This window comes from Tropicimonas sp. (assembly GCF_047971885.1).
In the GTDB taxonomy this organism is placed as follows: Bacteria; Pseudomonadota; Alphaproteobacteria; order Rhodobacterales; family Rhodobacteraceae; genus Tropicimonas.
Genome location: NZ_JBKEAE010000023.1, coordinates 1 through 17,165, shown reverse-complemented (window position 1 = coordinate 17,165; position 17,165 = coordinate 1). Strand labels below are relative to the sequence as shown.

The following is a 17,165-nucleotide window of genomic DNA, read 5'->3' as shown; positions in this document are numbered from 1 at the left end:
TTCAGGCAATCGCCGCGCTCGTCTCCCTGCGCAGCAGCAGGAGCGACGCGCCGACGATCAGCACCGAGCCGAACCACATCGAACCGGGCGGAACGAAGCCGAAGACGGCAAGGCCGAGCGCCACGTTGAAGGGCAGCTTCACATGGTCGAAGGGTTGCAGATAGGCGGCGTCGGCGATGCTGTAGGCCCGGGCCAGCGCATATTGCGCCAGCCCGGTCAGCAGACCGACGGCAAGCAGAAGCGCCCCCGAGGTGCCGGGGGCGATCGCCAGCCCGTCGCCTGGTCCGTGGCCCAGGGCGATTGCCGCATTCACCGGTGTCAGCAGCAGCAACAGGTAGATGGTCAGCGCCCCGGGGCTTTCGCTGCGGGTCATCCGCTTGGTCAGAAGCGAGGTTCCGGCCCAGAAGGCGGCGGCGCAGACCGGCAGAAGGGCATGGAGGCTGAACGCCTCCGACCATGGTGCAAGGATGATCATCCCCCCGGCAAACCCGACAAGAACCGCCAGCCAGCGGTCGAGCGTCGTCTCCTCGCCCAGCAGGATGCCGGCCCCGAGCGTCACGAAGAATGGAGACAGCATGATCAGCGCGATGGCCTGCCAGATCGGTACTTGTGCCAGCCCCATGGTCCAGAGCTGCACGCCCCCCACCGCCAGCGCGACACGCAGGATGTGCAGACCCGGCTGCGTGGTGCGCAGCGCGGCGGCGCCGTTGGTCCAGATCCACGGAAGCGAGAACAGAAGCGCGATCAGGTATTGCCAGAAGGCGATGCTGGCCGGCGGGATGCCCTGCCGCATGGCGCCGTATTGCACCAGCGTGTTCGACACCGCGAACAGCGCGCCGGCCGATATCATGAAGAAAGCCCCGGCCGTGGCCGGTCCAAGGCTGGATAACAGGCGAGTCATGGCGTTGCCCTTTCCCTACGCTCACGACCCAAGGCAGACAGGACAACGGCGCGCCGGACCGCTCGGCCCGTCACGCCCTTCCCGCTCTCTTCCATCCGGACTGTGACCGTCGGCTCCGGAGTTGCACCGGATCTGCTGACCCCCTGACAGCAGGGGCGCTCGCGGGCTTGCGGCTTGGCCGCTTACCGCCGGTGGGGAATTTCACCCCGCCCTGAGAACGATATGGCCCGATCGGCCACGCGGCAGACTTATTCGCTTGCTGTTAGCGATACAAGGGCGCCGATCCCGGAGGGCGGACCGGAAACGGCCCGGCGGTATTCAACCGCCGGGCCGCAGCCGTGTCGGGACCGTATTCGTCAGGCTGCGGTGGTGACCCGCGCCGGCGCGTCGACCGGCTTTTTCAGGATCGCCAGCGCAAGCGCCGTAACGATTGTACCGGTGACGATCGACACGACATACATCCCCAGGTGGCTGACCGCATTGGGGATGGCGAGCACGAAAACCCCGCCGTGCGGCGCCCTGAGCCCGCAGTTGAAATACATCGACATGGCGCCGGTCACGGCGGAGCCGATCATCATCGCCGGGATGACCCGCAGCGGATCGCGTGCCGCATAGGGGATGGCACCCTCGGTGATGAAGGACAGGCCGAGCACGGCGGCGGCATTCGCCGCTTCGCGCTCGTCGAGGGTGAAGCGGTTGGGAACCAGCTTCGCCGCGAGGAAGATGCCGAGCGGCGGTGTCATGCCGGCGGCCATGACGGCGGCCATCGGCGTGAAGGTGTCGCTGGCCAGCAGACCCACCGCAAAGGCATAGGCCGCCTTGTTGACCGGACCGCCCATGTCGAAGGCCATCATCGCGCCGAGCACCAGCCCGAGGGCGACAGCGTTGCCCTGGCCCATGTTCTGCAACATCTGGGTCATCGAGTCGTTGAGGAACTTCACCGGGCCACCGACGACATAGATCATCATCAGACCGACGAAGAGCGTCGAGAGCAGCGGCAGGATCAGCACCGGCTTCAGCCCTTCGAGCGTTGGTGGCAGCTTGATGTTCTCGCGCAGCCACAGTGCCATGTAGCCGGCCAGAAAGCCCGAGACGATCCCGCCGAGGAAGCCCGCCCCAAGCTGGGTTGCCAGAAGCCCGCCGATCAGGCCCGGCGTCAGGCCGGGACGGTCGGCGATGGAAAAGGCGATGTAGCCCGAAAGCACCGGAACCATGAGCTGGAAGGCCGCTCCGCCACCGATCTGCATCAGGGCAGCGGCAAGCGTGCCTTCCTGCTTGAAGGCCTCGATGCCGAACACGAAGGACAGCGCGATGCACAGACCGCCCGCCACCACCACCGGCAGCATGTAGGATACGCCGGTCAGCATGTGCTTGTAGGGGCCTGACCGTCTGGCTTGGAGCGCGGCCTTGGCCTCGGCCACCGATTGCATGCCGCCACCGGCGGCGCCCTGCGGCGCGCCGGAGGCGACCGTCGCCTCGCGGAAGGCCGAGTCGATCACCTCCTTCGGCTTCTTGACCGCCGCCCCGACCGACGAGCGGTAGATCGGCTTGCCGGCAAAGCGGCTTTCGTCGACATGGGTATCAGCCGAGATGATGACGATATCGGCGGCGGCGACGTCCTCGGGCGTCAGCGCGTCCTTGGCGCCGACCGATCCCTGCGTTTCCACCTTGATCTGGTGCCCTGCGGCGGTTGCCGTCTTCTTCAGCGCATCGGCCGCCATGAAAGTATGGGCGATCCCGGTCGGGCAGGACGTGATGGCGACGATGCGCTTGCCGGCAGGTGGCGTATCATCGGCCGGGGGCAGGGCGCTCTGCGCGGTCTCGGGTTCGGGTGCCGGAGCGGCGGCCGCGATTTCGTCTGCCACATTTGCTGCGGCAAGCGCATCGCCGATCACCTTTGCCGTTTCGCGGATCGCGCGACTGGTCGAGGTTTCGTAGATCGTCTTTCCGGTGAAACGCGTCGCGTCGACATGAATGTCGGCCGCGATGACAACTACATCCGCCTCGGCGATTTCGTCCGCGCCGAGCGCGTTGGTGACCCCTTCAGAGCCCTGACATTCGATGTGAACGACATGCCCGTCGTTCGTTGCGACCCTGCGCAGCGCCTCGGCAGCCATGAGTGTATGGGCGATGCCCGTCGGGCAGGCGGTCACGCCAACGATTTTTGCCATCTCTCTCCCTCTCTGTCCTATTTCGCGTTGAGTTCGGTGATTGTCACCTGCGCGGCGAAGGCCTCGATCTCGGCGCGCGGCGGCAGGTAGGGGCCGATCTGCCCCAGCGCGCCGAGCGAAAATCCGGTGGCGATCCGTGCGGTTTCGGGCAGCGACAGCCCCGTCATCTGCCCGTGCGCGATGCCGGCCACCATGGCATCGCCCGCGCCGACGGTGCTTTTGACGACAGCCTTGGGCGGAACGGCCAGAATGGCCCTGTCTGAGGTGACGAACAGCGCGCCGCGCGCGCCCATCGATACCACCACAAGCCCGATGCGGCCGGCCGAAAGGCTGCGGGCGGCCGCCACGATTCCGGTATGGCCGTGCAGTTCTGTCCTGGTCAGTTCCTGCAATTCGTCGATGTTGGGCTTGATGACATCCGGCCCGGCGGCCAGCGCCCGGTCGAGCGGTATGCCGGAGGTATCGAGGATGACCGACCTGCCTCTGGCCTTGAGCCGTTCGATCAGCAGCCGGTAGATATCGGTCGACATGCCCCGGGGCAGACTGCCGGCCAGAACGAACCGTTCGACACCGTCGGCGGCAAGGCCGTCGATGGCGGCGGATACCGCTTCGACATCGCGGTTTCCGGCGCGCAGGCCGGGAAAGTTGATGTCGGTGACGCTGTTCTGCTGCGGATCGACGATCTTGACGTTGACCCGGGTCTGGCCGGGAACCTTGACGAAGCGGTCGATGATCCCCTTGTCCCCGAACAGCTTTTCGAACGGCTGGACGTTCGACTGGCCAAGCAGCCCGGTCGCGGCGACCGGATGGCCGAACTGGGCAAGAAACGAGGCGACGTTTACCCCCTTGCCGCCCGCATCCGACTGGTCGGATTCGACGCGGTTGACCTCACCGGCGCGGAAATTGGCAACCTGCGCCGTCTGGTCGAGCGCCGCGTTGAGCGTGACCGTGGCAATCTGTGGAAAATCTGACATGTTCGCTCCTCCCGATCAGACCAGCGCCCGGACTTCGCTTGCGGTGGCACAGGCAAGCGCGCGCCCGGCCAGCCGCTTTGCATCGGCCATCGACATTGCCCGCACCTGCGCCTTGACGGCGGCGATCGAGGGGATCGAGACCGAAAGCTCCTTGAGCCCGAGCCCGGTCAGGATGGCGACCCCCAGCGGATCGCCCGCGATGCCGCCGCAGGCCCCGACCCAGATGCCGGCGTCGTCGGCCGCCCGGACGAGCCGGTCGATCAACCGCAGCACGGCGGGGTGCAGCCCGTCGGCCTGTTTGGCCAGTTGCGGGTGCATCCGGTCCATCGCCAGCGTGTACTGGGTCAGATCGTTGGTACCGATCGAGAAGAAATCGACCTCTCTGGCAAATTCCGGCGCCATCATCACGGCAGAGGGGATTTCCATCATCATCCCGATCTCGACCGGATCGGCGCCAAGCTCCTGCCGGACCGTTTCGGTGATCTCCTTCGCCCTGCGCAGTTCCTCGATCGTCGCGACCATGGGGTACATGATCCGGATCGGGCCGGTTGCGGCGGCGCGGAAGATCGCGCGAAGCTGTGGCCGGAACAGATCCTCCCGCGCGAGACAGAGCCGGATGCCGCGTACCCCGAGGAAAGGGTTGGTCTCATGCGGCAGCCTGAGATAGGGAACCTCCTTGTCGCCGCCGATATCGAGCGTGCGGACGATGATCGGCAACCCGTTCATCGCCTGCGTCATGGCGCTCAATGCGCCGAACTGCTCGTCTTCGGTCGGGGGCGTGTCGCGCTGAAGGAACTGGAACTCGGTGCGTAGCAGACCGACGCCTTCGCCACCGGCCTCGACGGCCGCCTCGGCCTCGTCGACGCCGCCGATGTTGCCGACGACCTCGATCCGTACGTCGTCGGTGGTGATGGCGGGCTGATAGCGGGCGAGTCGTTCGGCATCGCGTTGCGCCTCGTGATCGACCAGTGCCCTTCTGGCCGCCTCGCGGTCGGCATCGGTTGGGTCGACCACGAGCACTCCGCCATTTCCGTCAAGGATCGCGTAGGTGTCGTCGGCTAGGTCAAGCACCGAGTCGCCCGCCGAGACGATTGCCGGAATATCGAGGCTGCGGGCGATGATCGCGGTATGGGATGTCGGCCCGCCCGATGCGGTGCACAGGCCGAGCACGAATTTGGGATCGAGCCCGGCCGTATCCGACGGCGTAAGGTCATCGGCCAGAAGGATGACGGGCGAGTCCGGCAGTTGCGGATCGTCCTCTACCGTATCGGCGAGTTGCCTGAGCACCCGCCGGCCGACATCGCGCAGATCGAGCGCGCGCGCTGACAGCACCGGATCGTTCATCGAGGCGAGCGTGCCGGCGTGCTCCTCGTAGGTGTTCTGCCAGGCCCAGCCTGCGGAACGGCCGGCGCGGATCAGTGCGCCGGCTTCCCTGAGCATTTCCGGATCGTCGAGGAATTCGGCCTGCGCCCGGAAGATGGCCGCCTTTCCCGCGCCCGAGCGGTTCATCACCTCGTCATGCAGTTGCGAAAGCTCGGCCCGTGCAGTGGCGAAGGCCTTGTCGAGCTTCTTCGATTCGGCCGCCTGATCGCGGGCTGTCGCCTCGACGACGATCCGGGCGCGAACGAACTGGCGGATCGGGCCGAGCGCGATGCCCGGGCTTGCCGAGATGCCCGCCGCGGTGCGCCCCTGATAGTCGATGGCCGTATGGCCCGGAATGATCGGGGCGGCATCGGCTGCGGCGTCCTCCTCGTCCTCCAGCCCCGCGTCGATGGCGGCCTTGATCGCGGCGAGCGCTTCGATGGCGTCGGGGCCATCGGCCATCACGCGAATGGTTGCGCCGCCTTCGACGCCCAGCTTCAGCAGGGATATCAGGCTTTTGGCGTCACCGACCCGGGCGCCGTTACGCACGCGGATGTCCGACGCGAACCCCTTGGACAACTCGACAAGCGCCGTGGCCGGGCGGGCGTGCAGCCCGTGAGGGCCCACTATCACCGCGTCGAACCAGTGATCGAGGTCTTCGGGGGCGGCTGCTTCCTCGGGTTTTGTCGCCACGCCCCCGCCCGAGAGCCTGCGCGCGATATCGGCGGGGTCGGTTGTGCGGGCGAGGCGCGCCGCCTCGGTCTCGTCGCCCAGAACGTCCGTCAGGTTGGTCAGGACCTGGAGGTGTTCGTCAGACTTTGCCGCGATTCCGACGACAAGGTGAACGATGTCGCCGGGGTTCCACTCCACGCCACCAGGCACCTGGAGAACGGCAACGCCTGTCCGAAGGATCAGGTCGCGGTCTTTGGGGATGCCATGCGGGATGGCAATGCCGTTGCCCAGAAAGGTATTGGCCACCTTTTCCCGGGCCTTCATGCTGTCGATGTAGCCCGGCTCGATATGCCCCGTCCGGACAAGAAGGGCGCCGACCTTCTCGATCGCCTCGGCCTTGTTCCTTGCGGTCGCCCCGATTTGCACCTCTGACGCGTCGAGTTGCAGCATCTTCTCCTCCACCCGTTTATAAATCAGACTTATTTATTAAGTCGTATTACGCTCCTAGCTATCATGCAATCCGCAATCAACTCAAAAGTGTATCGCGTTGTGGTTCCCGCGCGCCGCGCGAGTCGGGGTTGCGGACAAAACACATTGCAGTCAATGTGTTGGGGTGGGCGGAACTGGCAGCGACAGCCTGTCGCAGCAGGTCGTCGCACGGGTGTTTCGTCCACTTCGCCAACCGGACCCGGCCATGCACCGATTGGCAGCGCACGGCGCTGACAGAACGGTGCTGACAGAAAAGTCATGCGGTTATCCGGCAGAATCATGGAAACATGCCGGAGGGGAGACGCGGGTTCGCCAGGGATTCGAAAGGGGGCGGGATGAAACCTCTGTGGGCAATTCCGATCGTGCTGCTGCTTGCCGGCGCGTCATCGGCTCAGGAACGGCGACCAAGCCATTGCATCGCGCTGGTCGAGAACACACCGGGGCTGGAAGTGATCTGGAGGGCCGCGCTGAGCGATCCGGTGCCTTCCGATACCGTCCGTCTGAGCTACATCGACCATTCGATGTACCTGATCCAGACGCCGGGCGGACTGGATGTTGTGACCGACTACAACGGCCATCCGGGCGGCGGGGTGCTGGTTCCGGATGTCGTGACGATGAACCACGCGCATTCCTCGCACTGGACCGCCAATCCCGATCCGGCGATTTTGCATGTGCTGGAGGGATGGGGGGAGTTCGACGCGCCGGCGGCGCATCACCTCGATCTGGGCGAAATGCTGGTGCGGAACGTCACCACCGATATCCGCTCGCGCTTCGGTGGCGGTGCCGAACGCGATGGCAATTCGATCTTCATCTTCGAGGTGGCGGGGCTTTGCCTCGGGCATCTGGGGCACCTGCACCACGAACCGACGCCCGAACAATACGCGGCGATAGGGCGGCTCGACGTGGTGATGGCCCCCATAGACGGCGGTATGACGCTGCCCCTGCCGGCGATGATTCGCGTGTTGCAGACCTTCCAGTCGTCGCTGGTGTTGCCGATGCACTACTTTTCCACCACCTCGCTGGCGGCGTTCCTGTCCGGCATGGAGGAGGAGTTCCTGATCGAAAGGCGCAGCGAAGGGTCGATCGAGGTTTCGCTCCGCACCCTGCCATCGCGGCCGACGATCGTCGTGCTGCAACGGGCCTATCTCTGGTCCGACGACGGCGACTGAGACCGCTGCGCCTTGCGCCCGGTCTGTGCGCGTGCTTGATCGGCGCGGGAGGTCCCGTGGATGCTGAACCCCGTTACCGATGAAATGGAGGCCGCGCTGCGCGCGCAGGTTCCGGCGGCGGCATTTCGGCCGCTTGCGCCACATTACCTGGAAGAACCGCGCGGCCGGTTTCGCGGCTGCGACGCATTGCTTGTCGCGCCGGCGACGGTGGAGGAGGTAGCGGCGGTTGTTCGTGCCGCCAACGCCTTTGGCGCCGGCGTTATCCCCTTTGGCGGTGGGACGGGGCTGGTCGGCGGGCAGATTTCCGAGGCCCTGCCGCGGCCGGTGCTGCTGTCGCTCGAACGGATGAGGCGCGTCCGCGCCGTCTATCGGGAGGAAAACGTGCTTGTCGCCGAGGCGGGTGTCGTTCTTGCCGATGTCCAGCAGGCGGCGCGCGATGCCGAACGCATGTTTCCGCTGTCGCTCGCCTCGGAAGGTTCGGCGCAGATCGGCGGTCTGCTGTCGGTCAATGCCGGCGGGGTCAATGTGCTGCGTTACGGCAATGCGCGCGAGCTTTGCCTCGGGCTCGAGGCGGTTCTGCCCGACGGATCGGTCCTGCGCGGGCTGAAACGGTTGCGAAAGGACAACACCGGCTACGATCTGCGCAACCTTCTGATCGGCGCCGAGGGAACGCTGGGCGTGATCACGGCGGCCAGCCTCAGGCTCTACCCGCGCCCATGGATCAGGGGGGCGGCGTTCATGGTTGTCGAAAGCCCGGCGGCGGCGCTGCGGCTGCTCGAGATGGCGCAGCGGCGGATGGGCGAGGGCGTTTCGGCCTTCGAACTGATCGGCGGGACGGGGCTGGATTTTCTGGCCGGCACGATGCCCGAAATCCGTCAACCGTTCGTTCCACATCCCGATTGGGTGGTGCTGATCGGGCTGGGCCTGTCGGGCGAGCGGCAGCCGTCGGACGAACTGGAAGGGCTGTTCGCCGAAGCGGCGGAGGCCGGTCTGGTGCAGGACGGGGTAATCGCCCGGAGCGAGGCGCAGCGGCTGGCCTTCTGGCACCTGCGCGAATCGATTCCCGAAGCGAACCGGCGCATCGGGGCGGTCGCGTCGCACGACATATCGGTGCCGATATCCGCCATCCCCGATTTCATCGTGAAAGCCGGGGAAGCGCTGGCGCGGCTGGGCGATTTTCGCATCAACTGCTTCGGTCACCTGGGTGACGGCAATCTGCATTACAACCTGTTTCCGGCCGCCGGACGTGGCCGGCGCGACTACGACCCGCTGCGCGCCGCAGCCTCGCGCGCCGTCTATGATCTGGTGGACGAATTCGATGGCTCGATCAGCGCCGAGCATGGTATCGGGCGGCTCAAGGTTGCCGAACTCGAACGCTACGGCGATCCGGCGCGGCTGGCGGCAATGCGGGCGATCAAGGCAGCACTGGACCCGCAGGGCATCATGAACCCGGGTGCCGTACTGGGCCTAACCGCATAGCCGGCGACGAATCTAGAAAGGGAAGGGCCCGGTAGCCCTTCCCCGGGTTGGCAAGGGATTTGATGGCGGTGGCGCAATCCGCGTCCGGCAGGGCCGCCGCGCATCGCCATGCGATTACTGGTCGAGAACGATGAAGCCCTGACGCTCGAACGCCGCGCGTGCCACGGGGCCGCGCAGATAGTCGACGAACGCATTCTCCGCCTCGGAGTCGCGGTTGGCGAGGTCGGCCGCCGGGTAGATGATCGGCGGATGACTGTCGGCCGGGAAGGTTCCGACGATTGTCACATTGTCGTCCGCGGCGGCGTCGGTGGCGTAGACGATGCCAAACGGAGCCTCGCCCGTGGCGACAAAAGCCAGCGCGGCGCGCACGTTGTCGGCCTGGGCAACCTGCGGCTCCACGTCCTCCCACAGCCCCAGGCTTTCGAGCGACGCCTTGCCGTAGATGCCGGCCGGCACGGCATCAACCAGCGCCATGGCCAGCCGTCCGTCCCCGAGAAGCCCCGCCAGATCCGTTTCGGGCCCTATCTCGACCGGCGCGGCATCGGTTCCATGGGCAATCAGCACGATGGAGTTGTTCAGAAGATCGAAGCGCGAATCCGGCTCCAGCAACCCGCCATTCTCCAGTTCGTCCATCCAGCCGGGATTGGCCGAGATGAAGATATCCGCCGGCGCTCCCTGCTGGATCTGCCGTGCCAGTGCCGAGGATCCGGCCAGCGAGACGGTCAGATCATGGCCCGTTTCCGCCTCGAACCGTTCCTCGATCTCCGCCATCGCATTGGTCAGGCTTGCGGCGGCAAAGACGGTCACTTCATCGGCGCCGGCCATCGTTGGGGCGAGCTGCATCAGGCTCAGGGCAAAGGCCGCAACGCCAGCGCGCGCAACGGTTGAGCTACCGGTTGTCATGAGGATTCTCCGCGTTGATATGGTTTTCAGAACATATCGCTGCGTGGAAGCGCCCGATCAAGCGTTATTTTCCTTCGGGAATATCCTTCAGCATGGATTTGATGAGACCTATCCGCGCAGCCCCCGCTTCGGCGGCGATTTCCTCGAGTTTCCGGTAGTGGGTCAGAATGGCTTCGCCCGATTCCGTCAGGCGTGCGCCGCCACCCTTGCGTCCACCCCGGGTCGATACCACCAGCGGATCGCGAAAAACGGCGTTCATTTCCTCGACAAGCGACCATGCCCGCTTGTAGCTCATCGACATTGTGCGCCCGGCCGCTGCAATCGATCCGGTTTCGCGGATGCGTTCCAGAAGGTCGGCCTTGCCCGGCCCCAGCATCGCATCGTCATCGAAAACCACACGTATCCGGAGGCGCGTTGTATCGTTCAGACTGGATGGTTCACTCATGGTTTTTTCTGCCGCGAGAGCATTGACAACGCAAGGATAATCATTGGCGCGACCACAAGGTGAATTGTGGGCATCGTCGGACTATTTCTCGCAAAACATATCGAAGCCGTCTTTGTTCCGGGCCTATTGGGGCCCTACCCGGCCGATCCCGTGTCAGTCCTGTACCAGCACGCGCATCGGATGGAGTTCTCCGGCGCGATAGATTCCGATGGCAACCGCCCGCCCCCGAGAGATTGCCCAGGCGGTATCGCCGTACTCGACATCCTCGGCCGAGAGCACCATGGCCGGGTTGCCGTTGCGCAGGCGCATCGCTGCCTCGGCGGTGCAGGGCAGGGCGGGCAGATCGGCAAGGCCCTCCTCCAGCGGTCGCAGGTAGCGGTCGAGGTCCGGCGTGCGTGCGAGCGATTCGAGCGTCGTCCAGTCCAGCGCGCCTTCGGTGTCGAAGGGGCCGGACCAGAGACGGCGCAGCTCGGTGACATGGGCATGGCAGCCAAGCATCCCGCCCAGGTCGCGCGCTATCGAGCGGACGTAGCCGCCCTTGCCGCAGATCATTTCGAGCGCTGCGTGGTCCGTGTCGGGCCTGCCGACCAGATCGAGACTGTCGACATGGAGCGGACGGGCGACGATCTCGAAATCCTCGTCGTCGCGGGCCAGCGCATAGGCGCGTTCGCCGTCGATCTTTACCGCCGAGAATCTTGGCGGCACCTGCATGATGTCGCCGGTAAATGCCGGCAGCGCCGCCGCGATCGTCGCATCCGCGGGGCGCAGCGGGCTTTCGGCGATGACCTCGCCTTCGGCGTCGTCGGTGTTGGTGGCCTGTCCGAGCCGGATAGTGAAGCGGTAGGCCTTGAGCGCGTCGGTGACATAGGGGATCGTCTTGGTCGCCTCGCCCAGGGCGATGGCCAGAAGGCCCGTCGCGCCGGGGTCGAGCGTGCCGGCGTGCCCGGCCTTTCGCGCGTCGAACGCCCAGCGGACCTTGTTGACCACGGCGGTCGAGCCTGGGCCGGCGGGTTTGTCGACGATGACCCAGCCCGAGATATCGCGACCCTTTCGCCTGCGTGCCATGCCTGGTTTCCCTGTCCTGTGAGGGCGGCGGGTTAGCGTGCGGCGACAGGCAGGTCAATGCCCGCCCCTGCGACGGGGGCTTGATTTGCCGGTCCGGGCACAACAGAGTCGCGGCATGAATCAGGAGTGTCCCATCCCAATAACAAGTGGCCACCTGCCGCAGCAGGTGGCGTTCGATCGGGCGGAACTGAGTATGATCCTGGGGCTCTACGGCCGGATGGTCGCCGCCGGCGAATGGCGCGATTACGGGATATCGTGCCTGCGTGAACTGGCGGTCTTTTCCATCTTCCGCCGCACCGCCGAAACCCCGCTTTACCGGATCGAGAAACGGCCACGCCTGCGGCTCAGGCAGGGCATGTATGCGGTGGTGGGAATGGACGGTCAGATCCTCAAGCGCGGCCATGACCTGAAGGCGGTGCTGCGGGTGCTGGAGCGAAAGCTGATTCGCGTCGTTGAATAGCCCGCCGGATCAGTCCGGATCGAGGCGCCTGTGCGCGATAAGCGGCCCCGCCGTCGGATCGGCCGCGATCCGGGGCAGGGCGCTGGCGATATCTTCGAAAGACACCGCCATGTGGTGCGCATTGGCGTGTATCAGCCGCTTGCGGTCCGCCACCAGCGCGACATGTCCTTTCCAGAACATCAGATCGCCGCGCCGGGGCGGTGTGCCGGCGGCGACAGGTGCGCCCAGTGCCGCACGTTGCAGATCGCTGTCGCCGGGGCAGGGGATGCCGCAGGCGACAAGCGCCGCCTGCACGAGCCCCGAACAATCGATACCGAGCCGCGAATTTCCGCCCCAGAGATAGGGCGTGCCGAGGAACGTCTCGGCCACGGCCACCGGATCGCGCATCGGCGAATCGACGGGTGCGATATGCCGTACCGGCACGAAGCTCCCGTCGTCGCATTCGGCGTAGCTGCCCGATTGCCCGGCAACGGTCAGTTGGGAGCCGAAACTGAGCCAGCCAAGCTCGCGCGCCTTGAGAGACGGTTGCGGGTAGCGATGGGTCGAGGGGGCGCTCACCCGGTGGGTTGCCCTCGCGTCGGGGCTGAGCGCCTCCGCATCCAGATAGCCGACATATCCGTCGAGGTCTGACTGCACGAAGGCGTGGCCGTCGCAGATTTCGAACGCGCGGACCCTCTGGCCCCACAGAATCTGGCGGTCGCGCGGACCGTTCGGGCTGCCCAGAAGGTCGGTGACGGGCCGCCGCAGGCGATGCCACGTTCCCTTTACATAGCGGGGCGCCGCGATCTTTCCCGCCAGTTCCGCAGCGGCGACGCGGGCGTTGGCGGGGGTCAGGCGGCGGTCGGTCACAGGTTCAGAACTCCGGACAGGGCCCGCAGCAGGGCGCGCGCGCCCTGTCCGACACCGCCAACCGGCCGGGCCGGTGCGGCTGTCGGCTGCCAGCCGTAGATGTCGAAATGGGTATAGCTGCGGGCGCCTTCGGCGAAGCGGCGCAGGAACAGCGCGGCGGTGATCGCGCCGGCCATGCCACCCTTGGGGGCATTGTCCAGATCGGCGACTGCCGGTTCGATCAACGATTCATAAGGGGCGTGAAAGGGCAGGCGCCAGACCGGATCGGCGGTGGCGGCGGCAGCTTGCGCCAGCGCCGCGGCCAGCGCCTCGTCGCTGGTGAAGAACGGGGCGATGTCGGGCCCGACCGCAACCCGGGCGGCGCCGGTGAGCGTCGCCATCGAGATCAGGATATCGGGGTCCTCCTCGACCGCCAGCGCCAGCGCATCGGCGAGCACCAGCCGCCCCTCGGCATCGGTGTTGTTGACCTCGACCGTCAGCCCCTTGCGCGAGGCCAGAACATCCTGTGGACGGAAGGCGTTGCCGGCCACGCTGTTCTCGACCGCGGGCACAAGCACCCGCAGCCGGACAGGCATGTCCAGCGACATGATCATCTGCGCCAGTCCGAGAACCGTGGCAGCCCCCCCCATGTCCTTTTTCATCAGCCCCATGGAGGACGCGGGTTTCAGGTTCAGCCCGCCGGTATCGAAGCAGACCCCCTTGCCGACCAGTGTCAGCCGTGGCCCCGTGCCCCCCCAGCGCAGGTCGATCAGGCGCGGTGCGCGATCAGAGGCACGACCGACCGCATGGATCAGCGGCAGGTCGGCGGCAAGAAGCGCGTCGCCCGTTGTCGCCGCGACCGTCGCGCCGAAGTCCTGGGCAACCGCGCGCATGGCTGCTTCCAGTTCCGCCGGTCCCATGTGATTTGCCGGCGTATTGATCAGGTCGCGCGTCAGAACCTCGCCCCGCGCCATGGCGAGCACGGGATCCGGATCGAGCCCGGCAGGCGCCTTCAGGCCGAGCGCCCGTGGCTTGCCCGGCTTGAACCGGTGGTAGCTGTAGCCGAGAAGCAGCCAGCCGAGGGCTTCGGCGGCAAGTTCGTCCTGTGGCAGCGAAGAGACGATGTGATAGCAGCCATCGGGAACCCTTGCCGCGCCGGCGGCGAGATGGAAGCGCCCGCGCGCGCGCTGCTGCCGTGTGCCGTAGCCGACAACGGCGATCGCGCCATCGCTCGTTGGTGCCAGAAACCCTTGCCCTATCGCGCCGGAAAACCCCAGCCGGCCGAGCCAGCCCGCGACGGTCTCCGGCTGGCTGCCGAGCCAGTGCTCCAGATCCTCCTGCGTGACGATATGGAGCGGCGTCGAAGGCGTGCCGGAATCGGCAAAGGATAGGACAGGGGAGGTGGGCATCGGGCTACCTGCGGGCTCGGGTCGGGGTTTGCCGAACCCTATCGCCCTGTGTCCCGCCCGCAAGGGCAATCAGACGCTGAGGTCCTGAAGGTCCCAGATGGCGGACAGCGAGCGGTCGCCGATCCGTTCGAGCCGCGCGAGCGTGGCGGAAAGTGCCGCGAAATCGCCGCGATTCGCGCAACAGGCAACATCGCCGGCAACCCGGGCCAGCATGGTCAGGCCGATCTGCTCGGCAACGCCGGCAAGACCGCGCGCCAGCCGCTCGGTATCTGTCCGGCAGCCTCCGGCAAAGGGCCTGAGGTCGGCAAGACGCTCGGACAGGTCCTCGAGCGTCCGGCAGGTGACGTTTTCGGCGCCCGCCCGCCCCAGTTGGCGGTGCAGCGTTTCGAGCGGCGTCCGGTCGAGCCCGACCGGTTCCTCGTGTAGCAGCATCGAGATTCGTTTCACATCCACCTCGCCCTTGTCGTCCCCCGGAGCGTTCGGCATCCTGCACCGAAGGTCCTGAACAAAGGGTTAGGGTGCGGGAAGTTTGGTCTCGAATTCTCCCGGATTCCCGCCTAGGGAAGGAGGACCAAATCCGGGAGTATCCAGATGACGGATGACGCCAAACTGTCGCGAGACAGGGAGATCCATGCGGGTCCGCTGCCGCCCTATCTGACGGTCCGGTACAACGGCTGGCGCGCAACCAATTACAACGAAAACAGGATCTGGTACCGGCGCCTGGCCGAAGACGGCCAGAACCCGCGTATCATGGCAATTGCCTGCTGCGACAGCCGGGTTGACGTGAACGGTATCTTCAGTGCCGAGACGGGTGATATCTTCCTGCACCGCAACATTGCGAACCTCGTTCCGCCCTATCTGCCCGACGGAGACCCGCACGGCACCTCGGCGGCGCTGGAATATGCGGTGCGGATCCTGCGTGTGGCGCATGTCGTCGTTATCGGCCATTCCGATTGCGGCGGCATTGCCGGTTGCGACAGCATGTGTTCGGGGAAGGCGCCGGAACTTCAGGAAAAGGGCAGTTTCGTCGGCCGCTGGCTGGAAATCCTGCGACCCGGCTACGAGCGTGTCGCGGGAATCGAGCCGGAAAGCGAACGTATCCGCGCGCTCGAAAAGGAATCGGTTATCGTCTCGCTGGAAAATCTCTGGGAGTTTCCCTTTGTGCGCGAGGAGGTCGAGGCAGAGCGGCTGTCGCTGCACGGTATCTGGTTCGATATCGGCGAGGGCCGGCTGGAACACTTCCTGCCGGACGAGCGGTGCTTCGTGCAGGTCTGAGGCGGGCCGCGAACGGTACGGCGGGATACGCCGCCGTACCGGAATCCGGGATGCTCAGCCCTTCCTGAGAACGCGGTTGCCGAGGAGTTCGGCGATCTGAACGGCGTTCAGCGCCGCACCCTTGCGCAGGTTGTCCGACACGCACCAGATGTTCAGGCCGTTCTCGATGGTCGAATCCTGCCGGATGCGGCTGATATAGGTTGCGTATTCACCGACAGATTCGACCGGCGTGACGTATCCGCCGTCCTCGCGCTTGTCGACAACCATGATGCCGGGCGATTCTCGGAGGATGTCGCGTGCCTCGTCCTCGTCGAGGAAATCCTCGAACTCGATGTTGATGGCCTCGGAATGGCCGACGAATACCGGCACCCGCACGCAGGTGGCCGTGACCCTGATCGCCGGATCGACGATCTTCTTCGTTTCGGCGACCATCTTCCATTCCTCCTTGGTCGAGCCGTCGTCGAGGAAGACATCGATATGCGGAATCACGTTGAAGGCGATCTGCTTGGTGAACCTGTGCGGCTCTACTTCCTGACCGGGCACGTACATGCCCTTGGTCTGGTTCCACAACTCGTCGATCGCTTCCTTGCCGGCGCCGGACACCGATGGATAGGTGCTGACGACCACCCGCCTGAGTCGCGCCCGGTCGTGCAGCGGCTTGAGCGCCACGACCATCTGCGCGGTCGAACAGTTGGGGTTGGCGATAATGTTGCGCCTGGAATAGCCCTCGATCGCGTCGGGGTTGACCTCGGGCACGATCAGCGGGACGTCGGGCTCGTAGCGGTAGAGCGACGAGTTATCGATCACCACGCAGCCAGCGGCGGCCGCCTTCGGTGCGTAGGCCTTGGTCGCACTGGAGCCGACGGCGAATAGCGCGATGTCCCATCCGGTAAAATCGAAAGTGTCGAGGTCCCTGGTCTTGAGGGTCTTGTCGCCGAAGCTGACTTCGGTGCCGAGCGATTTGCGGCTGGCAAGCGCCGCGATCTCGTCAACCGGAAACTGGCGCTCGGCCAGGATATTCAGCATTTCGCGGCCCACGTTCCCCGTGGCGCCGGCAACGACGACCCTGTAACCCATCGAAGGATCTCCTTGGTTAAAGACGCGGCCTCATATCAAGCCGCGCGTCGCGTGAAAAGCGCCTATGGAAGCGAGACTCCCCGGAGGCCGGACAGGAGTGTCGCAGAGTGTGCGCTGAGCATCGACAACCTGCATCAGTCATTCGAGGACCCTGCGATATGGTTTCCCTTGCCGACCCGCGCGATCACGCAACCGGACGCCGGGATTCTGCGGATGACCCTGCGGAGAGCCGGCCATCGGTCTCGATCTATCTGCGCAAACGGCTTGCCCGCGCCGGCAAAACGTGCCCTCGGGGACTGCCGCACACTTTTTTTGAACCCTAATGCACTGATAATAATAACCTAAATTGTCACTCCCGAGGCGCGTCCCGTCTTTTTTGAAGAAACCGCTTGCGATGGTTTGAGGTGTTCCTTAGATAGGCGTCCACCGGCGGCGCTGAGTGTGCTGTTGGGACGGACTGGCGGTTGAGAGACGGTTGGTTTGGAC

15 protein-coding genes and 1 riboswitch are annotated in these 17,165 nt (G+C 65.7%); of the genes, 4 read left to right on the top strand and 11 right to left on the bottom strand.

Annotated elements, in window-relative coordinates; genetic code table 11:
• Position 1 precedes the first annotated feature (1 nt).
• From ACK5IR_RS02645 to ptsP, 4 genes are all read right to left on the bottom strand, one after another.
• Positions 2-901 (bottom strand): DMT family transporter, encoded by a 900-nt coding sequence (locus tag ACK5IR_RS02645; RefSeq protein WP_416925628.1) that lies wholly within the window; start codon positions 899-901, stop codon positions 2-4.
• A gap of 79 nt (positions 902-980) precedes the next feature.
• Positions 981-1,124, bottom strand: a riboswitch (FMN riboswitch).
• Positions 1,125-1,257: 133 nt separating this feature from the next.
• Entirely contained in the window at positions 1,258-3,072 is a 1,815-nt protein-coding gene (locus ACK5IR_RS02640; protein ID WP_416925626.1) for a PTS fructose-like transporter subunit IIB, read from the bottom strand.
• 17 nt (positions 3,073-3,089) lie between these two features.
• Positions 3,090-4,046, bottom strand: coding sequence for a 1-phosphofructokinase (gene pfkB, locus ACK5IR_RS02635; RefSeq protein ID WP_416925624.1), 957 nt, complete (start codon positions 4,044-4,046; stop codon positions 3,090-3,092).
• Between the two features lie 15 nt (positions 4,047-4,061).
• Entirely contained in the window at positions 4,062-6,530 is a 2,469-nt protein-coding gene (gene ptsP, locus ACK5IR_RS02630; protein WP_416925622.1) for a phosphoenolpyruvate--protein phosphotransferase, read from the bottom strand.
• A 374-nt stretch (positions 6,531-6,904) separates the two neighbouring features.
• Here ptsP and ACK5IR_RS02625 point away from each other — a divergent pair, with 374 nt between their 5' ends.
• Positions 6,905-7,738 (top strand): MBL fold metallo-hydrolase, encoded by an 834-nt coding sequence (locus ACK5IR_RS02625; RefSeq protein WP_416925620.1) that lies wholly within the window; start codon positions 6,905-6,907, stop codon positions 7,736-7,738.
• Between the two features lie 60 nt (positions 7,739-7,798).
• Positions 7,799-9,217: an FAD-binding oxidoreductase gene (locus ACK5IR_RS02620; RefSeq protein ID WP_416925618.1), complete on the top strand. Its 1,419-nt coding sequence runs from the start codon at positions 7,799-7,801 to the stop codon at positions 9,215-9,217.
• A gap of 114 nt (positions 9,218-9,331) precedes the next feature.
• On the opposite strand, the gene modA is transcribed toward ACK5IR_RS02620, so the two are convergent.
• The 3 genes from modA to truB all read right to left on the bottom strand — a co-directional run bounded on the left by modA (position 9,332) and on the right by truB (position 11,630).
• A complete protein-coding gene (modA, locus tag ACK5IR_RS02615; RefSeq protein WP_416925616.1) occupies positions 9,332-10,120 on the bottom strand; it encodes a molybdate ABC transporter substrate-binding protein in 789 nt (262 codons plus the stop codon).
• 64 nt (positions 10,121-10,184) lie between these two features.
• Positions 10,185-10,565: a winged helix-turn-helix domain-containing protein gene (locus ACK5IR_RS02610; RefSeq protein WP_416925614.1), complete on the bottom strand. Its 381-nt coding sequence runs from the start codon at positions 10,563-10,565 to the stop codon at positions 10,185-10,187.
• A gap of 153 nt (positions 10,566-10,718) precedes the next feature.
• Complete coding sequence (gene truB / locus ACK5IR_RS02605) at positions 10,719-11,630, bottom strand: tRNA pseudouridine(55) synthase TruB (RefSeq protein ID WP_416925612.1); 912 nt, start codon at positions 11,628-11,630, stop codon at positions 10,719-10,721.
• Between the two features lie 115 nt (positions 11,631-11,745).
• On the opposite strand from truB, the gene ACK5IR_RS02600 reads away from it, so the two are divergent.
• A complete protein-coding gene (locus ACK5IR_RS02600) occupies positions 11,746-12,090 on the top strand; it encodes a DUF2794 domain-containing protein (protein WP_416925610.1) in 345 nt (114 codons plus the stop codon).
• 9 nt (positions 12,091-12,099) lie between these two features.
• Here ACK5IR_RS02600 and ACK5IR_RS02595 read toward each other — a convergent pair whose 3' ends face one another.
• The 3 genes from ACK5IR_RS02595 to ACK5IR_RS02585 form a co-directional block, all read right to left on the bottom strand.
• A complete protein-coding gene (locus ACK5IR_RS02595; RefSeq protein WP_416925608.1) occupies positions 12,100-12,939 on the bottom strand; it encodes an NlpC/P60 family protein in 840 nt (279 codons plus the stop codon).
• Complete coding sequence (locus ACK5IR_RS02590) at positions 12,936-14,327, bottom strand: leucyl aminopeptidase family protein (RefSeq protein ID WP_416925605.1); 1,392 nt, start codon at positions 14,325-14,327, stop codon at positions 12,936-12,938. The genes ACK5IR_RS02595 and ACK5IR_RS02590 overlap by 4 nt, the downstream gene beginning before the upstream one ends.
• A 69-nt stretch (positions 14,328-14,396) precedes the next feature.
• Positions 14,397-14,813: a hypothetical protein gene (locus tag ACK5IR_RS02585; protein ID WP_416925603.1), complete on the bottom strand. Its 417-nt coding sequence runs from the start codon at positions 14,811-14,813 to the stop codon at positions 14,397-14,399.
• Positions 14,814-14,918: 105 nt separating this feature from the next.
• Here ACK5IR_RS02585 and ACK5IR_RS02580 point away from each other — a divergent pair, with 105 nt between their 5' ends.
• Positions 14,919-15,602 (top strand): carbonic anhydrase, encoded by a 684-nt coding sequence (locus tag ACK5IR_RS02580; protein WP_416925601.1) that lies wholly within the window; start codon positions 14,919-14,921, stop codon positions 15,600-15,602.
• 54 nt (positions 15,603-15,656) lie between these two features.
• Here the strand turns inward: ACK5IR_RS02580 and ACK5IR_RS02575 are convergent, their stop codons facing one another.
• Positions 15,657-16,679, bottom strand: a complete 1,023-nt coding sequence (locus ACK5IR_RS02575) for an aspartate-semialdehyde dehydrogenase (protein ID WP_416925599.1) — start codon at positions 16,677-16,679, stop codon at positions 15,657-15,659.
• Positions 16,680-17,165 lie beyond the last annotated feature (486 nt).

What these genes read in the sequence shown, in the direction of transcription:
- ACK5IR_RS02645 (WP_416925628.1), bottom strand. Translation starts at nt 901, where the DNA reads ATGACTCGCCTGTTATCCAGCCTTGGACCGGCCACGGCCGGGGCTTTC.
- ACK5IR_RS02640 (WP_416925626.1), bottom strand. Translation starts at nt 3,072, where the DNA reads ATGGCAAAAATCGTTGGCGTGACCGCCTGCCCGACGGGCATCGCCCAT.
- pfkB (WP_416925624.1), bottom strand. Translation starts at nt 4,046, where the DNA reads ATGTCAGATTTTCCACAGATTGCCACGGTCACGCTCAACGCGGCGCTC.
- ptsP (WP_416925622.1), bottom strand. Translation starts at nt 6,530, where the DNA reads ATGCTGCAACTCGACGCGTCAGAGGTGCAAATCGGGGCGACCGCAAGG.
- ACK5IR_RS02625 (WP_416925620.1), top strand. Translation starts at nt 6,905, where the DNA reads ATGAAACCTCTGTGGGCAATTCCGATCGTGCTGCTGCTTGCCGGCGCG.
- ACK5IR_RS02620 (WP_416925618.1), top strand. Translation starts at nt 7,799, where the DNA reads ATGCTGAACCCCGTTACCGATGAAATGGAGGCCGCGCTGCGCGCGCAG.
- modA (WP_416925616.1), bottom strand. Translation starts at nt 10,120, where the DNA reads ATGACAACCGGTAGCTCAACCGTTGCGCGCGCTGGCGTTGCGGCCTTT.
- ACK5IR_RS02610 (WP_416925614.1), bottom strand. Translation starts at nt 10,565, where the DNA reads ATGAGTGAACCATCCAGTCTGAACGATACAACGCGCCTCCGGATACGT.
- truB (WP_416925612.1), bottom strand. Translation starts at nt 11,630, where the DNA reads ATGGCACGCAGGCGAAAGGGTCGCGATATCTCGGGCTGGGTCATCGTC.
- ACK5IR_RS02600 (WP_416925610.1), top strand. Translation starts at nt 11,746, where the DNA reads ATGAATCAGGAGTGTCCCATCCCAATAACAAGTGGCCACCTGCCGCAG.
- ACK5IR_RS02590 (WP_416925605.1), bottom strand. Translation starts at nt 14,327, where the DNA reads ATGCCCACCTCCCCTGTCCTATCCTTTGCCGATTCCGGCACGCCTTCG.
- ACK5IR_RS02585 (WP_416925603.1), bottom strand. Translation starts at nt 14,813, where the DNA reads ATGCCGAACGCTCCGGGGGACGACAAGGGCGAGGTGGATGTGAAACGA.
- ACK5IR_RS02580 (WP_416925601.1), top strand. Translation starts at nt 14,919, where the DNA reads ATGACGGATGACGCCAAACTGTCGCGAGACAGGGAGATCCATGCGGGT.
- ACK5IR_RS02575 (WP_416925599.1), bottom strand. Translation starts at nt 16,679, where the DNA reads ATGGGTTACAGGGTCGTCGTTGCCGGCGCCACGGGGAACGTGGGCCGC.